Origin of the sequence: Paenibacillus antri, from assembly GCF_005765165.1 — a bacterium.
Lineage (GTDB): Bacteria > Bacillota > Bacilli > Paenibacillales > YIM-B00363 > Paenibacillus_AE > Paenibacillus_AE antri.
This window is the reverse complement of record NZ_VCIW01000002.1, coordinates 248,282-269,423: the sequence shown is the minus strand read 5'-3', so window position 1 is coordinate 269,423 and position 21,142 is coordinate 248,282. Positions and strand designations below refer to the sequence as shown.

Annotated in this window: 20 protein-coding genes; 6 read left to right on the top strand and 14 right to left on the bottom strand. The window is 60.4% G+C overall.

From position 1 onward, the window contains the following. Positions 1-9: 9 nt before the first annotated feature. Positions 10-1,308 carry a glutamate-1-semialdehyde 2,1-aminomutase gene (hemL, locus tag FE782_RS04400; protein WP_138192836.1) on the bottom strand — a complete coding sequence of 433 codons (1,299 nt, stop codon included), beginning with the start codon at positions 1,306-1,308 and terminating at the stop codon, positions 10-12. 77 nt (positions 1,309-1,385) lie between these two features. Here hemL and FE782_RS04395 point away from each other — a divergent pair, with 77 nt between their 5' ends. Continuing rightward, a complete protein-coding gene (locus FE782_RS04395; protein ID WP_138192835.1) occupies positions 1,386-2,057 on the top strand; it encodes a Crp/Fnr family transcriptional regulator in 672 nt (223 codons plus the stop codon). Here the strand turns inward: FE782_RS04395 and hemG are convergent. The 12 genes from hemG to FE782_RS04335 all read right to left on the bottom strand — a co-directional run bounded on the left by hemG (position 2,032) and on the right by FE782_RS04335 (position 14,071). Beyond that, the gene (gene hemG, locus FE782_RS04390) at positions 2,032-3,501 is read right to left on the bottom strand and encodes a protoporphyrinogen oxidase (protein ID WP_138192834.1); all 1,470 of its coding nucleotides are present in this window, start codon (positions 3,499-3,501) and stop codon (positions 2,032-2,034) included. The two genes, FE782_RS04395 and hemG, sit on opposite strands and share 26 nt — an antisense overlap. Beyond that, positions 3,501-4,466 carry a ferrochelatase gene (gene hemH / locus FE782_RS04385; protein ID WP_138192833.1) on the bottom strand — a complete coding sequence of 322 codons (966 nt, stop codon included), beginning with the start codon at positions 4,464-4,466 and terminating at the stop codon, positions 3,501-3,503. Before hemH ends, hemG begins: the two co-directional genes overlap by 1 nt. A gap of 2 nt (positions 4,467-4,468) precedes the next feature. Next, positions 4,469-5,515 carry a uroporphyrinogen decarboxylase gene (hemE, locus tag FE782_RS04380; protein ID WP_138192832.1) on the bottom strand — a complete coding sequence of 349 codons (1,047 nt, stop codon included), beginning with the start codon at positions 5,513-5,515 and terminating at the stop codon, positions 4,469-4,471. Between the two features lie 4 nt (positions 5,516-5,519). Next, on the bottom strand, positions 5,520-6,515 hold the full coding sequence (gene hemB / locus FE782_RS04375; protein WP_138192831.1) for a porphobilinogen synthase: 996 nt from the start codon (positions 6,513-6,515) through the stop codon (positions 5,520-5,522). Next, entirely contained in the window at positions 6,516-8,066 is a 1,551-nt protein-coding gene (gene cobA / locus FE782_RS04370; RefSeq protein ID WP_138192830.1) for a uroporphyrinogen-III C-methyltransferase, read from the bottom strand. Between the two features lie 4 nt (positions 8,067-8,070). After that, positions 8,071-9,012 (bottom strand): hydroxymethylbilane synthase, encoded by a 942-nt coding sequence (gene hemC, locus FE782_RS04365; protein ID WP_138192829.1) that lies wholly within the window; start codon positions 9,010-9,012, stop codon positions 8,071-8,073. 24 nt (positions 9,013-9,036) lie between these two features. Further along, on the bottom strand, positions 9,037-9,696 hold the full coding sequence (locus tag FE782_RS04360) for a precorrin-2 dehydrogenase/sirohydrochlorin ferrochelatase family protein (protein WP_138192828.1): 660 nt from the start codon (positions 9,694-9,696) through the stop codon (positions 9,037-9,039). Positions 9,697-9,711: 15 nt separating this feature from the next. Continuing rightward, positions 9,712-10,533 carry a cytochrome c biogenesis protein CcsA gene (gene ccsA, locus FE782_RS04355; RefSeq protein ID WP_138192827.1) on the bottom strand — a complete coding sequence of 274 codons (822 nt, stop codon included), beginning with the start codon at positions 10,531-10,533 and terminating at the stop codon, positions 9,712-9,714. 42 nt (positions 10,534-10,575) lie between these two features. Then, positions 10,576-11,937 (bottom strand): glutamyl-tRNA reductase, encoded by a 1,362-nt coding sequence (hemA, locus tag FE782_RS04350; protein WP_138192826.1) that lies wholly within the window; start codon positions 11,935-11,937, stop codon positions 10,576-10,578. A 165-nt stretch (positions 11,938-12,102) separates the two neighbouring features. After that, on the bottom strand, positions 12,103-12,627 hold the full coding sequence (locus FE782_RS04345) for an S-adenosylmethionine decarboxylase (protein WP_138192825.1): 525 nt from the start codon (positions 12,625-12,627) through the stop codon (positions 12,103-12,105). A 127-nt stretch (positions 12,628-12,754) separates the two neighbouring features. Next, a complete protein-coding gene (speD, locus tag FE782_RS04340) occupies positions 12,755-13,156 on the bottom strand; it encodes an adenosylmethionine decarboxylase (RefSeq protein WP_138192824.1) in 402 nt (133 codons plus the stop codon). Between the two features lie 324 nt (positions 13,157-13,480). Next, entirely contained in the window at positions 13,481-14,071 is a 591-nt protein-coding gene (locus tag FE782_RS04335) for a non-ribosomal peptide synthetase module (RefSeq protein WP_138192823.1), read from the bottom strand. Between the two features lie 313 nt (positions 14,072-14,384). Between FE782_RS04335 and FE782_RS04330 the strand changes: the two genes are divergently transcribed. The 5 genes from FE782_RS04330 to FE782_RS04310 all read left to right on the top strand — a co-directional run bounded on the left by FE782_RS04330 (position 14,385) and on the right by FE782_RS04310 (position 20,489). After that, entirely contained in the window at positions 14,385-14,741 is a 357-nt protein-coding gene (locus tag FE782_RS04330) for a hypothetical protein (protein ID WP_138192822.1), read from the top strand. Next, on the top strand, positions 14,689-16,710 hold the full coding sequence (locus tag FE782_RS04325) for a helix-turn-helix transcriptional regulator (RefSeq protein WP_138192821.1): 2,022 nt from the start codon (positions 14,689-14,691) through the stop codon (positions 16,708-16,710). The genes FE782_RS04330 and FE782_RS04325 overlap by 53 nt, the downstream gene beginning before the upstream one ends. Positions 16,711-16,899: 189 nt before the next feature. After that, positions 16,900-17,892 carry an ABC transporter permease gene (locus tag FE782_RS04320; protein WP_138192820.1) on the top strand — a complete coding sequence of 331 codons (993 nt, stop codon included), beginning with the start codon at positions 16,900-16,902 and terminating at the stop codon, positions 17,890-17,892. 19 nt (positions 17,893-17,911) lie between these two features. Continuing rightward, entirely contained in the window at positions 17,912-18,799 is an 888-nt protein-coding gene (locus FE782_RS04315; protein ID WP_138192819.1) for a carbohydrate ABC transporter permease, read from the top strand. Between the two features lie 127 nt (positions 18,800-18,926). Further along, positions 18,927-20,489 carry an ABC transporter substrate-binding protein gene (locus FE782_RS04310; RefSeq protein ID WP_138192818.1) on the top strand — a complete coding sequence of 521 codons (1,563 nt, stop codon included), beginning with the start codon at positions 18,927-18,929 and terminating at the stop codon, positions 20,487-20,489. A gap of 58 nt (positions 20,490-20,547) precedes the next feature. Here FE782_RS04310 and yihA read toward each other — a convergent pair whose 3' ends face one another. Further along, a complete protein-coding gene (gene yihA / locus FE782_RS04305) occupies positions 20,548-21,132 on the bottom strand; it encodes a ribosome biogenesis GTP-binding protein YihA/YsxC (protein WP_138192817.1) in 585 nt (194 codons plus the stop codon). Between the last annotated feature and the right edge of the window lie 10 nt (positions 21,133-21,142).

Sequence of the window (21,142 nt, the reverse complement as noted above, 5' to 3'; positions counted from 1 at the left end):
TATCCTTCGCTATTCCAGCTTCAAAGCCTCGTAATGCGCTTCGATCGTGCGGTCGATGTCTGCGTCCGAATGCGCCAGCGACACGAACATGCCCTCGAACTGCGACGGCGCGATGCTGACCCCGCGGTCGAGCAAGCGGCCGAACACGCGGGCGAACCGTCCGAGATCCGACGTCTTCGCCGTCTCGTAATCGACGACCTTCGCCTCCGTGAAGAACGGGCATACCATCGAGCCGACGCGATTGATCGTGCTCGGGATGCCGAGCTCGCGGGCGTTGCGCGCGAGACCTTCCTCGAGGCGCGCCGACTTCCGTTCCAGCTCCTCGTAGACGCCCGGCTGCCCCAACAGCCGCAGCGTCGTCAGCCCGGCCGCCATCGCCAGCGGATTGCCCGACAGCGTCCCCGCTTGGTAGATCGGACCGCTCGGCGCGATCATCTCCATAATGTCGCGCCGGCCGCCGTACGCGCCGACCGGCAGGCCGCCGCCGATGACCTTCCCCATGCACGTCAGATCCGGCGTAATGCCGTACAGCCCCTGCGCCGAGTTCAGATGCACGCGGAAGCCCGTCATGACCTCGTCGAAAATGAGCAGCGCCCCATACTGCGTCGTAATGGAGCGGATCTCCTCCAGAAAGCCCGGCAGCGGCGGAACGACGCCCATGTTGCCGCCGATCGGCTCGATGATGACGGCCGCGATCTGTTCGCCGTATTTCTCGAAGGCGAGCCGCAGCGACGCCGCGTCGTTATACGGCACCGTGATCGTATGCTCCGCCACGCCGGCCGGCACTCCCGGGCTGTCCGGCAGACCGAGCGTGGCGACGCCGGAGCCGGCCTTAATGAGCAGCGCGTCGGCATGGCCGTGGTAGCTGCCTTCGAACTTTACGATCTTCGGACGATTCGTGAAGCCGCGGGCGAGCCGCAGCGCGCTCATCGTCGCCTCCGTGCCGGAGTTGACCATGCGCACGACTTCGACGGAAGGCATCCGTTCGCAGACGAGCTCGGCCATGGCCGTCTCGCGCTCCGTCGGCGCGCCGAAGCTCGTCCCGCGCTCGGCCGCCTCGCGAATCGCCGCGAGCACCTCGGGGTGGGCGTGTCCCAAGATGAGAGGCCCCCAAGAACCGACGTAATCGATGTAGTCGTTGCCGTCGATGTCGTAGATGCGCGAGCCTTCGCCTCGATCGACGAAGAACGGCGCGCCGCCGACCGATCGGAACGCGCGGACCGGGGAATTGACCCCGCCCGGAATGATTCGCTTCGCCGCTTCGAACGCCGCCTGCGACCGGGACGTACTTCTGGATTGACCGTTCATGCCGAAATCCTCCTATCCTTTCCTGAACCGCCTATGGTAAAATAATACCGACTTTCTAAACCAGAGGAGCATTTCCCATGTTATCTCTTTTGCACCAAGTGCCGCTGTTCAAGCATCTCTCCGACGACCAGCTGACGCGCCTCTCCGAAATTTGCAGTCGCAAGGGCTTCAAGGCCGGGACGGTGTTGTTCCGCGAGAAGGAGCCGGGAGACGTTTTCTATATCATTGTATCCGGTTCGGTCAAGGTGTTCACGTCCAATTCGGGCGGCGAGGAGAAAATTTTATCCGTCTTTCAAGCGGGCGACAACTTCGGCGAGTTGTCTTTAATCGACGGCAAGCCGCGTTCGGCGAGCGCGCAGGTGCTCGAAGACAGCATGTTCCTCACGCTGCGGGGCAGCGACTTCATCCAACTGCTTCGAGCGCTCCCGGACATGTCGCTCACGATCATGCAGGAGCTGTGCCGCCGCATCCGGGAGACGAACGATCACGTGTACGACCTGACGTTCGTCGACGCCCGCACGCGCGTGCTGAAGAACCTGATCATCTTCGCCAACCGGAACGGTATTCGCAGCGGCAACACGATTCAAATTCGAATCGCCTTGAACTACGACGAGCTGGCGCGGATGGCCGGCGTGACGAAGTCGGTGCTGATGGAAGTCGTTCGCGATCTCGAACGCATCCACATACTTAACGCCACGCCGCAAGGCTTCTCGCTCGACTTGTCTAAGCTTCGCTCCGGCGGCGCGTGAATGCGACCGCCTGCTCCGCCGCTTGCTTGCCTTGATGAATGCAATCCGGCAATCCGACGCCTTCGAATCCAGCCCCCGCCGCGAACACGCCGGGGGCTTTCTTCATGAGGGCGTCGCGCAGCGCCCGAACCTTGTCCAGGTGGCCGACCTCGTATTGCGGCATCGACTTCTCGAGGCGGGTGATGTCGAGAAACTCCGGCTCGACGTCGATGCCGATCAGCTCGGCCACCTCCCGCTTCACCGCGGCGCCGAGCGCCGCATCGTCCATCGTCCGCCACCGCTCGTCGTCGATGCGCCCGACGTAACACCGGATGAGCACGTTCTCCCGCGGCGCCGTGTGGAGCCACTTCTCCGACGTCCACGTGCAGGCTGTAATGAATCGCCCTTCCGTGCGCGGAATGACGAAGCCGGCGCCGTCGAGCGGCACCCGGATCGCGTCCCGGCGGTACCCGAGCACGACGTTGGCAACCGACGCGTACGCCATGTCGCGGAACAAGGACGCCTCCGGCACGCCTTGGAGCAGCTCCCCGAGCGCCGAAACCGGCGTCGTGACCGCGACGGCGTCCGCGAGCAGCGCGTCGCCGTTCGCCAGCGTAACGACGGCGCCGCCGCCCCGCTCCGGCGTCACGGCGCGCACGGGCTCGCCCGTAAGCAGCACGGCGCCTTCCGCCTGCAGCGTCTCCGAGAGCCGCTCGACGAGGGCGGACAAGCCGCGGCGGTAGCTGAGGAACGCGCTGCCGCGGGCGTGCGGCGGGATATGGTCCTCGCCGGCGGCCCCGCTGCGCGTCGCGCCGGCGCCGCGTCCGAGCCCGATCATGAGGCTGCGGTACTTGCGCTCCGCCGCGCGAAACTGCGGGAACGTCGCCAGCAGGCTGAGCTTGTCCGCATCGCCGGCATAGATGCCGGAGAGCAGCGGCTCGGCCACGAAGTCGACGACTTGGTCGCCGAGCCGCCGGCGGAGAAACCCGCCGAGCGATTCGTCCGCGTCGCCGCGGGCCGCGGGCAGCACCCAGTCGAGCGCCGCGCGCAGCTTGCCGGACAAGCCGATCAAGCCGCTCGTCACGAACGGCTTCCATTCGGTGGGCACGCCGAGCACGAGGCCCGGCGGGATGCGGTGCAGCTTGCCGCCGCGCAAGATGTACGTCTTCTTCGTCGCCGGGTTCAGCGTGACGAGCTCCTCCGCGAGGCCGAGCTCGCGGGACAGGTCGATGATCGGGCGCTTGCGGGCGAGGAACGAATCCGGTCCTCGTTCGATCACGAAGCCGTCCCGCCGCATCGTTCGAATTTTCCCGCCGAGCCTCTCGCTCCCCTCGATCAACGTCACCTTGAGCCCGAGCCCTTCGGCTTTCGCCTGCCGGATCGCATAGAACGCCGTCGTTAGACCCGTAATCCCGCCGCCGATGACGACGAGATGCGGATCGGCCTTCCCTCGTTCGTTCTCCATTACGACCCGACTCCCGCTTCGACGACCTTCCCGCGAACGACGTCGGCGAGCGTCTCCATGTAGAGCGGCTCCGTATTCAACATCTCCGTGCGCTCCAGGTGGAGCCCCAGCTTCCCGGCGAGCGCCTGCGCTTCGATATCGAGGTCGTACAGCACTTCCAGATGGTCGGAGACGAAGCCGATCGGACAGACGAGCGCGTAATCGACGCCCTCCTCCGAATGAAGCCGCTCCAGCTCCTCCAGAACGTCCGGACCGAGCCACTTCTCGCCGGTCTGGCCGGCGCTCTGCCAGGCGAACTGCCAATCCGTCACGCCCGTCCGTTCCGCGACCGCGCGGGACGTCTCGAGCAGCTGCTCCGGGTACGGATCGTTCATTTGCAAAATCCGTTCCGGCAGACTATGCGCCGTGAACAGCACCTTCACCTCTTCGGCGTCGACCTCGGTGAACTTCTTCAGCGCCCGCCGGACGCGGTCCGCGAGCGCCTCGATCAGCTTCGGGTGTAGATGATAGCTCTCTACGAACGACATCGCGACGCCGACTTCCTCGGCGGCCGCCTGCGCTCGCTTTACGTAGCCGCCCACGCTCATCGAAGAATAATGCGGCGCCAGCACGACGCCGACCGCCCGCGTAATGCCGTCGGCCGCCATGGCGCGAACGCCGTCCTCGATGAACGGGGCCGCATGCTTCAGACCTTGATAGCACACGAACTTCAAATCCGGATACTCCCGATCCAGGGTCGCCTGCAACGCCTCCACTTGGCGGTCCGTGTTGCGGCGCAGCGGGAAGAAGCCGCCTACGATTTTCTCGTAGCGGCGAACCAAGTCGTCCAGCTGCTCCGCCGTAGGCGGCTTGCCTCGGCGGATGTGCGTGTAATACGCCTCGACCTGGTCCAAGCTTTCCGGCGTGCCGTAGGACATGACGAGGACGCCGATCGCGTCCGATCCGTACTTGCGTTGGTCTTCCATAGTTAGATGCTCCTTTGTCGTTCGGAATACCGATGAACGAATTCGGTTAACGACTTCAGCTTCTCGAGAGACGCTTCCGGGAACAGGCCGTGGCCCAAGTTGAAAATATACCCCGGCGCTTCCATCCCTTCGTCCAAAATCGCCGCCGCCTGCGCTTCGATGACGTCTTGCGACGCCGTCAGCACGTACGGGTCCAGATTGCCCTGCACGGCGAACCGATCGCCGAGGCGCCGGCGCCCTTCGCGGACGGACACGCGCCAATCGAGGCCGATCACGTCGGCTTCGACGCCGCCGAGCAACGGCAGCAGCTCGCCGGACGCGACGCCCGGGAAGTAAATTTTCGGGTGCGGGATGTCCGACAGCTCGCGGAAGATGCGTTCGATGACCGGCAGCACGTACGCGCGGAAGTCGCGCGGCGAGAGCGCCCCGACCCAGCTGTCGAACAGCTGAACCGCCTTCGAGCCGTTAGCGAACTGCGCGCGCACGTAGGCGACGATCATATCGCCGAGCTTGTTCATGAGCGCGTGCCAGACGTCGGGCTCGTTGTACATCATCGTTTTCGTTAAAATATAGCTCTTCGACGGCCGTCCTTCGATCAAGTAGCTCGCGATCGTGAAGGGCGACCCCGCGAACGTGATGAGCGGCACCTTCAGCTCTCGGTCCAAAATCCGAATCGTCTTCAAAATATGGGACAAGTCGCCTTCGACGTCGATCGGCCGGAGCGCCTCGACGTCCGCGCGGGTGCGCACCGGGTTATGGATGACCGGCCCGATGTTCTTCACGATATCGAAGTCGATGCCGATCGAAGCGACCGGATTCATAATGTCGGAGTACAGAATGGCCGCGTCGACGCCGAGCTTCTTGACGGGCATCAACGTCACTTCCGCCGCCAGCTCCGGCTGCTCGCAAATTTCCAGCAAGGAGTACTTCTCTTTGATTTTCCGATATTCCGGATCGTACCGTCCCGCCTGGCGCATGTACCAGACCGGAACGCGTTCCGTCGTCTCCCCGCGGCACGCCCGCAGGAACAAATCGTTATATGCGCTCATCGGATCAAACTTCCTTCAGCCATCTCGCCGCGTCCTTGGCGTGATAGGTAATGATGATGTCGGCGCCCGCCCGTTTCATGCCGGTGAGCGTCTCCAGGACGATCGCTTTCTCGTCGATCCAGCCGTTCGCGGCGGCCGCCTTCGTCATGCTGTACTCCGCGCTCGTGTTATACGCGACGAGCGGAAGCTCGAACTGCTCGCGCAGCGCCCGAATGACGTCGAGGTACGCGAGCGCCGGCTTCACCATCAGGAAGTCCGCGCCTTCGATGACGTCGGACTCGGCTTCGCGGATGCCCTCGCGCACGTTCGCCGGGTCCATCTGATACGTCTTGCGGTCCCCGAACTGCGGCGCCGAATGGGCCGCGTCCCGGAACGGACCGTAGAAGGCGGATGCGTATTTCACGGAGTACGACATGATCGGCACGTGCGACAAGCCGCTCTCGTCGAGACCGCTGCGGATCGCCGCCACGAAGCCGTCCATCATGTTCGACGGCGCGATAATGTCGGCGCCCGCCTTCGCTTGGGAGACAGCCGTCTTTACGTGCAGCTCGAGCGACGGATCGTTCGCGATTTCCGCTCGGTTCGTATGCTTGTTATGCTCCACGATGCCGCAGTGGCCGTGGCTCGTGTATTGGCATACGCATGTGTCCGCGACGATCAGGAGCTCCGGATCGAGCTGCTTCAGCTTGCGTATGGCCTGCTGGACGATGCCGTTGTCATCGTACGCGGACGAGGCGACCTCGTCCTTGGCGTCCGGCACCCCGAACAGCAGGACGGAGCGAATGCCGAGCTGCCGCAGCTCGGCGACCTCCGCTTCCAGCAAGTCGAGCGAGTAGTGGTACACCCCCGGCATCGACGGAATTTCGTGTTTAACGTTCGTGCCGGTCGTGACGAACAGCGGGTAGATCAGCTGCTCCGCCGAAATCCGCGTCTCCCGCACCAACGCGCGAATCGCCGCGCTTCCTCTTAATCTTCTATGTCGAACGCGATCGTAGCTCATTTACGCGTTTCCTCCGTTCTTGATGTTATGAGCGACCAACGCGCCGATCAAGCCGTCGATGGTCGCCTCCTCCGCTTCGGCGGCGACGGCGATGCCCGATCGTCTCGCGGCGTCCGCCGTGACGGGACCGATACAGAACGCAGGCACCCCGGCGAGCGCCTCTTCCGGATGCTCCCAACCGTTCTTGCGCAGCAGTTCCAACGTATTCGTCACCGTGGACGAGCTTGTGAAGGTGACGGCGCCCAGCTTGCCTTCTTTCAGCAGCTCGAGCGCCTCCTCCGTCCCTTCGTCGGACAGCAGCGTCTCATAGACCGCTAGATCGTCCACGATCGCCCCGGCGGCGCGGAGCGCCTCCGGCAGCCCGGCGCCGGCGACGCGCGCGCGGGCGAGCAATACGCGCTCGCCCGGCTTCGTTAACGACGCCAGCGTCTTCCCGAGCTCGTCTCCCGTATACGCGGACGGCAGCGCCTCCGCGAGCAGGCCTCGTCCCTTCAGCGCTTCCGCCGTTTTCGGCCCGACGGCGCCGATGCGCGCCCGCGCGAACCGCCGGACGTCGACGCCCGCCGCGACGCATGCGTCGAAGAAGAAGCGGACGCCGTTCGCGCTCGTGAAGACGAGCCAATCGTACGCTTCAGGCGACGCGAGCGGCCCGACCGCGGCGTCCACGGGAAGCGGCACGGTGCGAATGACCGGCCACTCGAACGCATCGCCGCCGAGGTCGTCGATGCGTCCGGCCAGCTCGCTGGCCTGCTCCCGAGCGCGCGTCACGAGCACGCGCATCCCGAACAGCGGCCGCTTCTCGAACCAGGCGATCCGCTCTCTCAGCTTCACGACGTCCCCGACGATGATGACGGCGGGCGACGAGAAGCCGCTCTCCGCCACCTTGGCGGGGATGTTCTCGAGCGTCCCGACGAGCGTCCGCTGTTCCATCCATGTGCCCCATCGGATAAGGGCGACGGGCGTCTCCGGGTTTTTCCCGCCGCGAATGAGCGCCTCGGAAATATTGCCGATATTGGCGACGCCCATGAGAAACACCAACGTCCCGGACGCCTTCGCCAGATGATCCCAATCCACGCGTCCGTACGTCTTGTTCGGATACTCATGCCCCGTGACGATGCTGAACGACGACGTGAAGTCGCGGTGGGTCACCGGAATGCCGGCGTACGCGGGCACGGCGATCGAAGAGGTGACCCCCGGAACGATCTCGAATTCGATGCCGTTCTCCGCCAGCTTCTCCGCTTCTTCGCCGACGCGCCCGAAGACGGAAGGGTCTCCTCCCTTCAGCCTCGTCACGACGCGACCGGACGAAGCCAGATCGACGAGAAGCTGATTGATTTCCTCTTGCTTCAACATATGCTTGTCCGGCAGCTTGCCGACGAACACCTTCTCGGCGCCCGGCTTCATATGCCGCAGCAGCCTGGGGCTTGCCAGCCGGTCGTAGACGACGACGTCCGCTCTGGCGATCGCCTCCATGCCCCGCACCGTGATCAGCTTCGGGTCTCCCGGACCCGCGCCGACGAGAAACACTTTCCCCGCCCGATTCTCCCCCACGCGTCTATTCCTCCCTTGCTTCCTCCAGAATGCGGGCCGCGCCTCGCGCGAGCAGCGTCTCGCCTACGGCCGTCCCGAGCTTCGCCGGATCGCGGCCGACCGCCGTCTCCCGCAGCAGCGTCGAGCCGTCCGGGGTGCCGACGAAGCCCGTCAGCGTCACGTCGCCGGCGGCGTCGATCGTCGCGTACGCGCCGATCGGCACTTGGCAGCCGCCGTTCAGCCGGCCGAGGAACGCGCGCTCCGCCGCGACCGCGACGGCCGTCCGTTCGTGGTGGAACAGCTTCAGCAAGGCAAGCAGCTCCTCGTCGCCTTCGCGGCACTCGAGCGCAAGCGCGCCCTGACCGACCGCCGGAACGCAGACGTCGGCCGATACCGGCTCCGTGATGCGGTCTTCCCAGCCCATCCGTCGCAGGCCGGCCGACGCAAGCAGAATCGCGTCGAATTCTCCGGACTCGAGCCGCTTGAGCCGGGAGTCGATGTTGCCGCGGAGCGGCTCGACGACGAGATCGGGCCGGCGAAACTTCATCTGGCTGCTCCGGCGAAGGCTGCTCGTGCCGAGCCTCGCGCCTTGCGGAAGCGTCTCGAGCGTCCAGCCCGCCTTCGCGACGAACGCGTCCCGAGGGTCCTCCCGCTCGGGCACGCAGCCGACGATCAACCCTTCCGGAAGCGCGGCGGGCATGTCCTTCATACTATGTACGGCGAAGTCGATCTCCTTGTCCATCAGCGCTTGTTCGATCTCTTTCACGAACAAGCCTTTGCCGCCGACCTTCGACAGCGTCACGTCGAGGATGCGGTCCCCCTTCGTGACGATCCTCCGCACCTCGAACTCGCAAGGCATGCCGTGCCGGCGTCCGAGGTCCGAAAGCGCGTCGAGCACTTGATTCGTTTGCGTCAGCGCCAGCGCGCTTTGCCGCGAGCCGACGATCCATTTCCGTTTGCTAGTCATAGGTTCCTGCCTTCCGTGCGTCGCTTATGTATTTTGCAGCTTGCTTTGCAGCAGCTTCATGCAATCCGCTTCCACTTCCGCCGGCGGAGCGCCCGCGCGCAGCCGTTCCAAGGCGTCCGTCTCGAGCAGCTCTCCGAGGGCGAGCAGCTTCCGTTCGGCGTCCGCTTCGCTCGAGAGCACGCGGCCCCGCAGCCGATCGAGCAGCTCCGTATAGGCCTCGTACTCCGGGCCGTACGTTCGCTCCCACTCCCCCGCGATCCGCCTCGCGAGCTTAGGGCTCGCCCCGCCCGTCGTGACCGCAAGAATCAACCGCCCCCGTCGAACGACCGAAGGCACCAAGAAGTCGCCTTGATCGGCGCCGTACGCGGCGTTCAACAGCACGCCTTCGCGCCTCGCTTCCTCGCGGACCGCCGCGTTCGCGGCTTCGTCGTTCGTCGCGGCGAACGCGAGCGCCGCTCCCGCCAGGTCGCCGGGACGGAAGCGCCGCCGGTGCCAGACGAGCTTGCCGTCTCTCTCCGCGGCCTCCAGCGCCGGCACGCCGTCCGGCGAGACGACGACGACGCGGGCGCCGCAATCGAGCAGCCCCGCGATCTTGCGCCAGCCGATCGGCCCGCCGCCGACGACGACGCACGTCGCATCCGCCACGTCCGCCATGATCGGATAATACATCGGGTGCTTATCCAAACCGCGCGCCCTCCCTTACATCCAAGGATGAAATTCGGAAAAGTCGTTCGCCACCGCGAAATTCAGCAGCAGCCATAGGAACGTGCCGACGTTCCACCAAGCGAGCCGAAGCCCCGGCCGGCGAAGCCGAAACTTCATGACGAACAGCCACCCGTACAGGAGCAGGATCGACGCGGTCGCGTACAGCTTCGCATCCGTAAATAAAGCCGTTACCGGACTGTCGAAGGAGAGCCATACCGCGCCGAGCGACAACGACAGGATGAGCGTCGGGGTACCGACCAGCGCCGCTTGCAGCGCGTGCCGCTCCAGCGACTCCAGACTCGGCAGCCGCCGCAACGCGTTCGTCCATCGCTTCTGCTTCAGCCGAAGATGCAGGAACAAGTAGAAGCCCGAGAGAATGGCGGACACCGCGAACGCCGCGTAGCTGGCGATCGCGAGCGCCACATGGAGCGAGAGGACGCCCGTCGACAGCTCGCGGGTCAGCGGAACGACGCCGGGATCGGTCAGCAAGTTCAAGACGAGCACGGTGAAGCCGAACACGTTCACGAAGAAGACGACGAACTGGAGCTTGAAAAACCGGCTGGCAACCAGCGAGACGGTCACCAAGAGCCACGAGAAGAAGAACATCGTCTCGAACCTCGTAAACATCGGAATGTACCGGTGCTCGTACATCCGAACGAAGAAGAAGCACGTCTGCAGCACCCAGACAAAAACAAGGAGCCCTTCGCCCATCCGCTTCGCGCCGTCGTTGCGCGCAACGGCGTCCGCGAAGTAAAACAGAAGGCTCAGGGCATATATATAGATAATAATATCGTACAGCCAAAACTTCGTAACCATGTAGCCCTGGACACCTCCCGCAGTCGCGCAGACGCTAAAGCTTTAAGCCAGCGACAAGCTGCCGTGCTGCAGCGGGAGTCGATCCTCCTTCGGCTCGCTCGGTTGTTTCTCGCCCTTCGGCGTCGGCGGAACGCGGGTCGCCTCTTCCAAGGCGAACAGCTTCGTGAAATACTCGAGCGCTTCGTCGCCGTGCCGGCTCGGCGCCAATTCCTTCACGCGTTGAATCGGCTCGTGCATCATCTGGTTCAACATGCTCTTGGTCAGCTTATGAATGATCTTCAGCTCTCGATCGGTCAGATCCGGCAGCTTGTTGCGCATGCTGTCCATCGTCTCGAGGTGAATTTCCTTCGCCTTCTCCTGCAGCGCTCGAATGACCGGACCGACGCCGAGGGAACGATACCATTGGTCGAACGCGGACAACTCCTCGTCGATCATCGCTTCGATCCGGGTCGACTGCTGGCGGCGCAGCTCGAGATTCGCTTCGACGATCCCTTCCAGATCGTCGATGTCGTATAAATATACGTTCGGTACGTCGTGAATGTCTGGATCGAGATCCCGCGGCACGGCGATGTCGATCATGAACATCGGCCGCCCGGACCGCTCCCGCATCGCCGCTTCCATGTCCCGCTTGGACAGGATCGTAGCGTTCGAGCCCGTCGACGAGATGACGACGTCCGCTTCGGACAACAGCGACGGCAGACGATCGAACGGATACGCTTGTCCGCCGAACTTGCCGGCGAGCTCTACCGCCCGTTCGTACGTCCGGTTCGTCACCGCGATGCGCTCCGCGCCGCTGGCGGACAAGTGCTTCACGGTCAGCTCGCTCATCTTGCCGGCGCCGACGATCAGCACGCTCTTGTTCCGGTACGAACCGAAGATGCGCTTGCCGAGCTCGATAGCGGCGTACGACACGGAGACGGCGTTCTCCCCGATGCCGGTCTCCGAATGGGCCTTCTTCGCGACCGTGACGGCCTGCTTAAACAACATATTGAATAGGGTCCCCGTGGCGCGCTCCTGCTGCGCCAGAAGGAATGCGTCCCGCACTTGTCCCAGGATTTGCGTCTCGCCGAGCACCATCGAATCGAGTCCGCAGGCGACCCGGAACAGGTGCCGCTTGGCCTCTTCGTCTTCGTAAGTATATAGGTATGGAGCGAATTCGTCTTTAGCGATGCCGAACCACGAAGCCATGAAGTTGCGGACGTGCTGCGGGCAGAAGCTGTCGCGATCGACGACGGCGTACAATTCCGTACGGTTGCAAGTGGCGACGATGACACATTCGAGAACGCTCTTCCAGCTCTTCATCTCTCGAATCGCTTGAGGGAGCCGCTCCGGCGCGATCGTAAAGCGTTCCCGGACTTCCACGGGAGCCGTACGATAATTGAGTCCGACAACGACAATGTGCATCGCGTTCACCGCCTTCTTTATAATAATTCTAAACTAGAATATCATACATTGCATTATATCACAATTCGACAGATTTCGGTCCAAGCAAAAATGACTCAAAAATGACGAAATCATGAAAGTAGTGTTCCCGATTTTCATGGCCCCGATACCAAGATTCTCCCGCGCTTACTTTCCCTCGCGCTCGAGCAGGGCCGCGATCTCTTCGTCCGCGAGTCGGATTCGTTCCGCCGCGGCGGCGTCCAGGGCGCCGTCTTCGGCGAACAGCTCCGCGTATGCGTCGTGCAGCTCGCTAAGGTACGGAGCGGCCGCGGCGAGCACCTCCGCTTCCTCGGCCTTCAGCTTCCGCTCGCCGCCGATCTGCAGGCGCACGAGAAGCTCCATCAAGACGCCGGCCGACCGAAGCTCCGGTACGCCGCGCCCGAGCGCGTCCGAGAACCGCGCGTGCGTATATTCGACCGAATAGGCCGCTTGCTTCAAGCCGTCGAGCTCTCCCGTCGAGCCGGCCGACGCGGCTTCCGCGGCATGTCCCGCCAGCAACTCTACTTGAAACAGGGACGCCTCGAACAGCATCCGTCTCGCGTCCGCCTTCGGCGCCTCTCCGTCTCCGAACGCCGCGATCCATTGGAAGAGCGTGACGAGCGCCATCCCGATCACGACGGACCACAACAACAGCTTCGGACCTTTCCGCACAGCCCCCGCCTCCTATGCCTGTACTCGTAACTTCTATGTACATCCTATGGGGGGCCGGACAAATAAATGACCATGGAACTGTTCGCTCCATGGTCTGATCGTTATCCATATTCGTTTGCCTTGCTGCTTACTTCGCCGCGACCGCCGTCTTCATCGCCGGTTCCACGACTTGGAGTTCCCCGAGTCCGCGGATCAGCTTCTTCGCATGCGTCGTCTCCGGCTTCAATACGTCCACCAGGTAGTCGATCGCGACTTGCGGATCGACCGTCTCGCCGCACGTATAGCAATCGATGGCGGCAAAGCCCTTCTCAGGATACGTATGGATCGAGAGGTGGCTCTCGGACAAGAGCACAAGCACCGTGGCGCCTTGGGGTTCGAATTGTTTGGCTTGGACCGACAGCACGCAAGCGCCGCTTGCTTCCGCCGCTTCAACCAATTGGGATTGCAACCATTCAGCGTTGTTGAGTTTCTCGAAGTCTACGCCCCAAGTGTCAACGGCAACATGTCTACCGAAAGTAGAGTATTCCATCTTTCGGGTTCCCCCTTCCTAGGAATAAAATGTGTAACCAAATTTCATCCGCTAGGACCTACGTCATTCACTGCTCTAGGGGATCAATCTCGCGATTATCCATGTCCTGAGTGAATCCTGGTTCCTATTAATTTTTTCAACGATGTTAAAAGTAACATCATTCGAACCGAAATGCAATACTTTTTTTAGGGAAAACGCCCGGACGGCGAATTCTTAACATTTCCAAGGCTCACACCCCTTACCGTATGCGTTTCGCGGGCGGCGAGAGCTTGCTTCGCATAAAAAAAAATCCGCTCCGAAGAGCGGATTTCCTTACGATTCTTATTATGCCTCCAACACGAACAACCGATGCGACAATCGCTTCAGCTCCGCGTCGATTCGGGCGATCTCCGCCGCGTTCGCGAGGCCGTTGCGCCGGTCGAGCCATTCGTTGATCTCTAGGCGCAGCACCTGAATTTCGGCTTCCGCCCCGACGCCTCGGAACGTCCGAGCAAGCTCGCCGATCGTGTCCTTATGCTCGTACACAAGCCGCTCTCCGCGCTTCGTCAGCTCCGTAATGCGGACGACCGCGCCGGCGCGATATCGGTACTGAACCGTATAATATTCATAAATTCGATTGACGACCGCATCTCCCTTATATTGGGACACGGCCTTGCGCATCGCGTTCGCGAGCTTCAGATCGGTGAAGCGGCAATAGCCCTCAAGAACGTACTTGCCGAGCCGCCGTTCGAACGTCAGCGCGAGCGAATCCGCCCCGGAAGCGTTCTCGAACACGACCTCTTGGTCGCCGTTCTCCATCACTTTCACTTTAAACGCGAGGTTATGATTCTGAAAAAGCAGCAGGAGTTGGGACAATTCGGCTTCATCCAAGACCAGACAGGTATTGACGTATTCAGTCGCTAACCGCTGAGCCATACCAAGATCTCCTCAATTCTTCAAGGTTAGGAAACGCAGGTTTCGGTCCCCGTGTATACATTATACACCAAAGCAGAATCGAAATGCCTGCCGTTCGTTCTTGAATTTCGGGCAAAAATCGAGAAAATCCGGGATATGGCGAAGAGAGGCGGGAAAATTCCATGACTTCCTCGCTTTCGTGCGGGGCGTTCTCCTCATCCCTCCCGCGAATGGGGATTTCCTCGAGCCGATTCCAAATTAGGGTTGCGCTCGTTTGCGAAACCGTTTACAACTATATATTAACAGTCCAGTCCTTAGAAGAAAGGTCGATGTCATGAAAACCTTCGGCTTCTTTAAATCCAAAAAGTATTTCCAACGCGTCACGGTTTCGATCATGCTGTCGATGACGCTGATCCTGACGGGCTTATCGGTAGCGAACACCTACATCTTGGAGCGATCGGTCAAGCGCGCGCAGGAGGATTCCAACCTGAAGGTGTTGACGCAAATCCAATATAATCTATCCTACATGCATGAAATCATCGCCCACCTCTCCTCGTTCTCGCTGAAGGACAATTATTTGATGCCTCTGATGTTCTCCGAACCGACCGAGATGGAAATACATACGAGGGTACCTGAAAATGCGGCAGCTTATGGAATCGTCCTCCTTCCTTCAAGATATCGCGGTTTATAACGCCGCCGAACGCGAGCTTTACGGCTCTTCCACTTCGTTCCTGATCGACGGCGGAGTCACGAAAGCGATGACGCTCGAATGGCTGCTTCATCCGCCCCGCCCGCATCCGATCATGCAGCTCATACCGGTCAGCATCGCCGAAGGCGACAGCCGAATCCACGCGTTCGCGTTCATTGTTACCGACGCGTACGTCCCGTTCGACGAACATCGATCGGCCATCGTATTTTTCGTCGATTCCGATTGGGTGTTCGACAGCCTTGAGAACATGAACGGCATCGGCGGCGAGAACCGCGGGGACATCTACATCCGTACGTCCGACGGCACGCTCTTCTTCGGGGAGGGCCGGGGTTCTCCGGAGGGCCTCGACCATAACGAGGTCGCCGCTTTAGTGGAACGGGATCGGGCCTCCTTCGGACGGCAATCGGGGTTCGTCGTCGGGAATACGGGACGAGAAAAAAGCATGGTCACCTACATGGACGGCATCGGGGATTGGACGATTCTATACCTGCAGCCCTATGAGAAATTAATGAAAGAGGTGACGGATGCGCGATCGACCTCGCTCTTGATCTCGGGCGCCTTCCTGCTGCTGTCCGTCGCCGTCTCCGTCCGGCTGTCCTATAAGCTATACGGTCCGATCGAGACGATGCTCAGGCGTCTAAGACCCCATGTCATGGACGAAACCGAAGCGGCTCCCGCGGTCGAAGGCACCGAGCTCGATCTCATGAGCGACAACGTCCTCCGCTTATCCGAGAAGCTGCAAGAAATCAGCTCCGAACAAATCGTGAACAAATATTATCTTCGGAAGTTTCTCACCGACAGTCAGATGTTTTCCCATCGCGACGCGGAGCGGCTCATCGAACGGCACGACCTGCGCATCTCGACGCGCGAGCCGATCTCGGTCTGCGCGCTTCGCATCGACCGGTATGCGGCTTACGACCGCGGCGCTTCCGGGGCATCCAAGAAGTTGTACGCTTTCGCGATCGTCAACATCGCGCAGGAGATCATGTCCCGCTCCTTCCGATGCGAGACCGTCGATATGCAGGCGAACCACGTGGCGCTCGTCGTATCGGGAACGGCGGAGGACGGCGCGACGCCGCGTCTTCATGCGTCGATTCGAGACATCCAGAACACGATCGAGCAATATTACGGCATCTCGTTGTCCTGCGGCGTCAGCGGGGCCGTCACGCAGTTTCCGCAGCTCTCCGCCGCCTATCATCAAGCGTATCAATTAAGCCTATACTCGTTCGCGTTCGGGTATCGCTCGATCGTCTGGCCGGAGGATATCCGGGATAACGCCGCCAACCCGACGAAATATTTGCCGCACGAGATCGAACGGAAACTGTCGGAGGCGTTGAAGAAGGGGCAACTGACGGAAGCGGGCAGCGAGCTCGAGAAAGCCTTCTCCCTATTGATCAAGTTCCAGTACGAGGACATGAGGCGGGCGATATCCGATCTGGCCTGGGTGCTCCAAAATACCGCGGCGGACATCGCGAACAACCGCATCGTCGCGCTTTCCGTCGACATGGATTCGATCCATAAAATCCCCAACGAGCAAGAGACGCTCGAGGAGATGTACCTGTCCTTCCTCGCGGTATGCGCGAAAATATGCGAAGGGCAGCGGCCCGCCAGCGTCGAGCGGAACGAATGGATCGTCGAAACCGTGAAAGAATTGATCGAACAGAAGTTTCCGGACATCAACTTAAGTCAACAAACGATCGCGTCCACCGTCAAGCTGACTTCGGCTTACCTCGGGAAGCTGTTCAAGGAAAGCTCGGGGGTGACGGTAACGGAATATATCAACGACGTCCGGCTGCGCCACGCGCAGGAGCTGCTGCTTCGAACGGATCATCCGATCGCGAAAATTATGGAGAAGTGCGGTTATGCCAACCAAAGCTACTTCTTCAGACTGTTCAAAGGGAAGTTCGGCTGCACGCCGAAAGAGTTCCGAATCAAACGCGCCTTGTCTTAGCGCCATGTCGCCGGCCCGAAGCCGTCTCCGTCCTCGTATCCCCGAGCGGAGGCGGCTTTTCGTATTGATTTTCTATATGAATTCGAGGATTTTACACCCCCGGCAGGCAGTTTTTCGCGGTTAACACTATAGTTCCCCGCTCGGGCGCCATGGCATGATGGGGGCAAGACACGGATGGAGGAGATCAAGATGAGGAAGACGGAGCCGTCTAGACTAGGCGCGAACGGAGGCGACGCCGCGGTCCGGCCGCGGCCTTCGCCCTTGGGCTGGATTCGGGACGAATTCAGACATATGCGAAAAAATAGAGAGCTGCTGCTGCTCGCTTTGCCTGGCATCGTATTTAAATTCGTTATCGCGTACCTGCCCATGGTCGGATTGATTTTAGCCTTCAAATATTACAGGTACGATCAAGGCATTTTCGGAAGCAAGTGGGTCGGTCTGCAAAATTTCGAGTTCCTCTTTAAGGCGCAGGACGCGATCCGAATCATTCGCAATACGCTGCTGTACAACTTTACTTATATCATTCTCGGAACGGTCGCCGCGCTGCTGCTCGCCCTGCTGATGAACGAATTGACGGGCCGTCTCATTAAGATTTACCAGACGACGTTGTTTTTGCCGTTCTTTATTTCTATGGTGCTCGTGGGCTATATCGGGAACGCCTTCCTCGATTTCGAGAACGGGTACCTGAATACGATGCTCGCATGGTTCGGACTGGAGCCCCGGAGCTGGTATCTGGAGACGACGCCTTGGATTTTCCTTCTGCCGTTGGCATCGCTGTGGAAGGGCATCGGGTTTTCTACGCTCGTGTATTACGCCGGCATTACGGGGATCAGCACCGAATACTACGAGGCAGCCAAGCTGGACGGCGCGACCCGGGTGCAGATGATGACTCGCATCACCCTTCCGCTGCTTAAACCGCTGGTCGTCATTTTGTTCATTCTCGGGTTAGGCAACATCTTCCGCGGCGACTTCGGTCTCCATTACTTCCTGCCGAACAACGTCGGCATGAACTTCCCGACGACGGACGTCATCGACACGTACGTGTACCGGGCGCTGACGAAGCTGGCGGATATTAACTCCGCGGCGGCGGTCGGCTTCCTGCAGTCCGTCGTCGGCTTGATCACCGTCGTATCCGCCAACGCCCTCGTCCGGCGAATCGATAAAGACAGCGCATTGTTCTAGAAGAAGGAGGCGAACCTCAATGATCGCGAAACCGAATCGGTTGCCCAATTTATTCATTAACGTTTTCTTCATCGTCGTTTGCTTGCTCATCGCCTTGCCGTTCGTCTTGGTCATCTCGATCTCGCTCAGTTCGGAGACCAGCTTGCAGCAGCTCGGATACCGGTTCATTCCGTCGGAATGGAGCTTCGAGGCGTACCGGATCGTGTTCGAAAAGCCGGAGACGCTGCTGCGCGGGTACGGCGTCACGATTTTGATCACCGCGCTGGGCACGGCGCTCTCCTTGTTCATGACGGCGCTGATGGCGTATCCGATCTCGCGTACGGATTTCCGGTACAATCGCCCGATCACGTTTTACGTGTTTTTCACGATGCTGTTCAACGGCGGACTCATCCCGTTCTATATTTTGATGACGCAGTATTTACATTTGAAAAATACGCTCGCCGCCCTCATTATTCCGGCCGTGATGAGCCCGTTCAATATCATGATCATGAAAGGGTTCCTCGATAAAATTTCCAAGGAAATCATCGAATCCGCCAAGATGGACGGCGCGAAGGAGTTCCGCATTTTCCTTACGATCATTCTGCCGTTGTCTACGCCCGCCCTCGCCACCTTGGGCTTGTTCATCGCGTTCGGCTATTGGAACGAATGGTTTTACGCGATGCTCTTCCTGGACGGCGACAAGTACATCCCGCTGCAGCTGCTGCTCGTTCGCATCTTGTCCCAAGCCGAATTCCTCGCGAATTCGCCGATGGCGGAGGTGGCCGACAAGCTGCGCTTCGCCGAATTCCCGACGTTGTCGGTGCGCATGGCGATGGCGATCGTCGCGGGCGGACCGATGCTGATCGTCTTCCCGTTCTTCCAAAAATATTTCGTGAAGGGCATTACCGTCGGTTCTTTGAAGGGGTAATGGGGTCGGGGCGTCGTCCGCGGTCGAGCGAATACGGAAGGGGGTGGTCGATTCGTCGGGACATCCGGTCAGTCATTCGCAGGAAAAGAGCAGCATTCATGGAATTATACAATTGGAGGGTTCAGAGATGCACAAAGCCAAGAAATTCGCGATGCTTCAGCTTTGCTTGTCGTTATTCCTCATCAGCGTATTAGCGGCCTGCAACAACGATGCCGGATCCGAAACCGCGGAAGAGACGCCCCCCGCCGCCGAAACAGAAACGAAGCAAGAGCCGACCGCGCAAGAGCCCGCCGAGCCGGCGCTGCCCGAAGCGAAGCTGACGTTCCTGTATCCGGTCGCGGCGAACCCCGGCCCGGACCAAGACTTGGTCAACGAGGAAATCAACAAGTATATCAAAGAGAAAATTAACGCGACCGTCGAATTGGTGCCGCTCACCTTCGACGAATACGAGCCGAAGCTGAACGCCATGCTGGCGGCCGGCGAAAACTTCGACATCGCATGGAGCTCCAAGGGCTGGTTGGGCAACTATCAGCCTTACATCGACCGGGGCGCCTATCTCGAGCTTACGGACGAGATGATCCAAGCGAACATGCCGGAAGCCCGCGCCAATATCCCCGATAAATTTTGGCCGGATATGTTCGCCGCGGACGGCAAGGTGTACGGCTTCCCGATTTATCAAGTCGCCGCCAAGCAGGTGAGCTTCGTCGTTCAGAAGCGGTTCATCGACAAATACAATCTGGACGTAAGCGCGATCCGAACGTACAAAGACCTCGAGCCGTTCCTCAAGACGCTCAAGGACAACGAACCCGACGTCATTCCGCTCGGTCTCGCGCAAAACTCCAACGGCTTCTATACGGATCGTTCGATGGTCGGCGCGCCGGGCTTGCCGGTTTCGTATAAGAAGGACGACCCGGAATATAAGCTCGCGACGACGATCGAGTCGTACGAAGCGAAGGCGGACTATTACCGTACGGTTCGCGCTTGGTATCAAGCGGGGTATATCAATAAGGACGCTCCGGTGCTCCAGAACATCAACGACTTGAAAAGCAAGGGCAATGTCGCGGTCGGCATCGAATTTACGTCGAAGCCGGGCGGCGAAATCGGCGAGAAAGCGATGAACGGCGGCAACGACGTCGTGTACGTCCCGATCGCCGACAGCTATTTCACCGGGATCGCCAGCGCGATGCACGTCATCAATAAAAGTTCCGAAAATCCGGAACGCGCGTTAATGCTGCTGAACTTGCTCAATACCGATGAGTACTTGTATAACCTGATCTGCAACGGGATCGAAGGGAAGCATTACAACAAGGTCGACGACCTGTACATCGAACCGATCGAAGGCTCGGGTTACGCCCCGAACGCGGACTGGGTGTTCGGCAATCAATTCAACGCCTACTTGAAGCCGGGCCAAGCGCCCGACACATGGGAGAAGACGATCGAGCTGAACGACAACGCAGTCGTGCCGGCGAGCAACGGATTCTCCGTGAACGAAGAATCGATCAAGGCGGAAATCGCCAACATCAATGCAGTGAAGAACGAATACGGCTCCGCGCTCGAAACCGGCGCCGTGGATCCCGATCAGGTGCTGCCGGAATTTCTGGCGAAGCTGAAAGCGTCCGGGATCGAGAAGGTCGATGCCGAAGTGGCGAAGCAATGGGAGCAATTCCTGAAGAGCAAAGGTCTGAAATAAACGGGAAAAGGGCTTCCCTCAAGCAGCGTTCTGCTTGAAGGGAAGCCCCTTCGCGTACTTAGGAAAGCTTTCCCTCGATCCAGCTCCATAACTCGTCCTTGCCGAGCCCCTCCTCGGAGGAGAAGACGACGAGCGGATGGTCCTTGGCCAGCTGCAGCTTCTCGCGAATGATCTTCACGTGCTGCGCGCGCTTGCCTTTCGGAATTTTATCCGCCTTCGTCGTCACCACGCACGTCTCGAGGCCGATATGGTGCAGCCATTCGCTCATCATGACGTCTTCGGCCGACGGCGGGTGGCGGATGTCGATCAGGTGCAGCACCGCGCGCAGGTTTCGCCGCTCCGTTAAATATTTTTCGATCATCTTGCCCCACTGTTTACGCTGCTCCTGCGAGACGCGGGCGAAGCCGTAGCCGGGAAGGTCGACGAAGTACATCTCTTCGTTAATCAAGTAGTAATTGAGCGTCTGCGTCTTGCCCGGCTGTCCGCTCGTGCGCGCCAGGTTTTTTCGTTGAATGAGACGATTGATAAGGGACGACTTGCCCACGTTGGAGCGCCCTGCCAGGGCGATCTCCGGCAAGGCGCTGTCCGGGTATTGCTCCGGTTTTACGGCGCTGATGACAAACTCCGTCGTGCGAATTTTCACTGGTTCGTTT

Excerpts from the sequence above, each read along its gene's own strand:
- hemL (WP_138192836.1), bottom strand. The coding sequence starts at position 1,308 with ATGAACGGTCAATCCAGAAGTACGTCCCGGTCGCAGGCGGCGTTCGAA.
- FE782_RS04395 (WP_138192835.1), top strand. The coding sequence starts at position 1,386 with ATGTTATCTCTTTTGCACCAAGTGCCGCTGTTCAAGCATCTCTCCGAC.
- hemG (WP_138192834.1), bottom strand. The coding sequence starts at position 3,501 with ATGGAGAACGAACGAGGGAAGGCCGATCCGCATCTCGTCGTCATCGGC.
- hemH (WP_138192833.1), bottom strand. The coding sequence starts at position 4,466 with ATGGAAGACCAACGCAAGTACGGATCGGACGCGATCGGCGTCCTCGTC.
- hemE (WP_138192832.1), bottom strand. The coding sequence starts at position 5,515 with ATGAGCGCATATAACGATTTGTTCCTGCGGGCGTGCCGCGGGGAGACG.
- hemB (WP_138192831.1), bottom strand. The coding sequence starts at position 6,515 with ATGAGCTACGATCGCGTTCGACATAGAAGATTAAGAGGAAGCGCGGCG.
- hemC (WP_138192829.1), bottom strand. The coding sequence starts at position 9,012 with ATGACTAGCAAACGGAAATGGATCGTCGGCTCGCGGCAAAGCGCGCTG.
- ccsA (WP_138192827.1), bottom strand. The coding sequence starts at position 10,533 with ATGGTTACGAAGTTTTGGCTGTACGATATTATTATCTATATATATGCC.
- hemA (WP_138192826.1), bottom strand. The coding sequence starts at position 11,937 with ATGCACATTGTCGTTGTCGGACTCAATTATCGTACGGCTCCCGTGGAA.
- speD (WP_138192824.1), bottom strand. The coding sequence starts at position 13,156 with ATGGAATACTCTACTTTCGGTAGACATGTTGCCGTTGACACTTGGGGC.
- FE782_RS04335 (WP_138192823.1), bottom strand. The coding sequence starts at position 14,071 with ATGGCTCAGCGGTTAGCGACTGAATACGTCAATACCTGTCTGGTCTTG.
- FE782_RS04330 (WP_138192822.1), top strand. The coding sequence starts at position 14,385 with ATGAAAACCTTCGGCTTCTTTAAATCCAAAAAGTATTTCCAACGCGTC.
- FE782_RS04325 (WP_138192821.1), top strand. The coding sequence starts at position 14,689 with ATGCGGCAGCTTATGGAATCGTCCTCCTTCCTTCAAGATATCGCGGTT.
- FE782_RS04320 (WP_138192820.1), top strand. The coding sequence starts at position 16,900 with ATGAGGAAGACGGAGCCGTCTAGACTAGGCGCGAACGGAGGCGACGCC.
- FE782_RS04315 (WP_138192819.1), top strand. The coding sequence starts at position 17,912 with ATGATCGCGAAACCGAATCGGTTGCCCAATTTATTCATTAACGTTTTC.
- FE782_RS04310 (WP_138192818.1), top strand. The coding sequence starts at position 18,927 with ATGCACAAAGCCAAGAAATTCGCGATGCTTCAGCTTTGCTTGTCGTTA.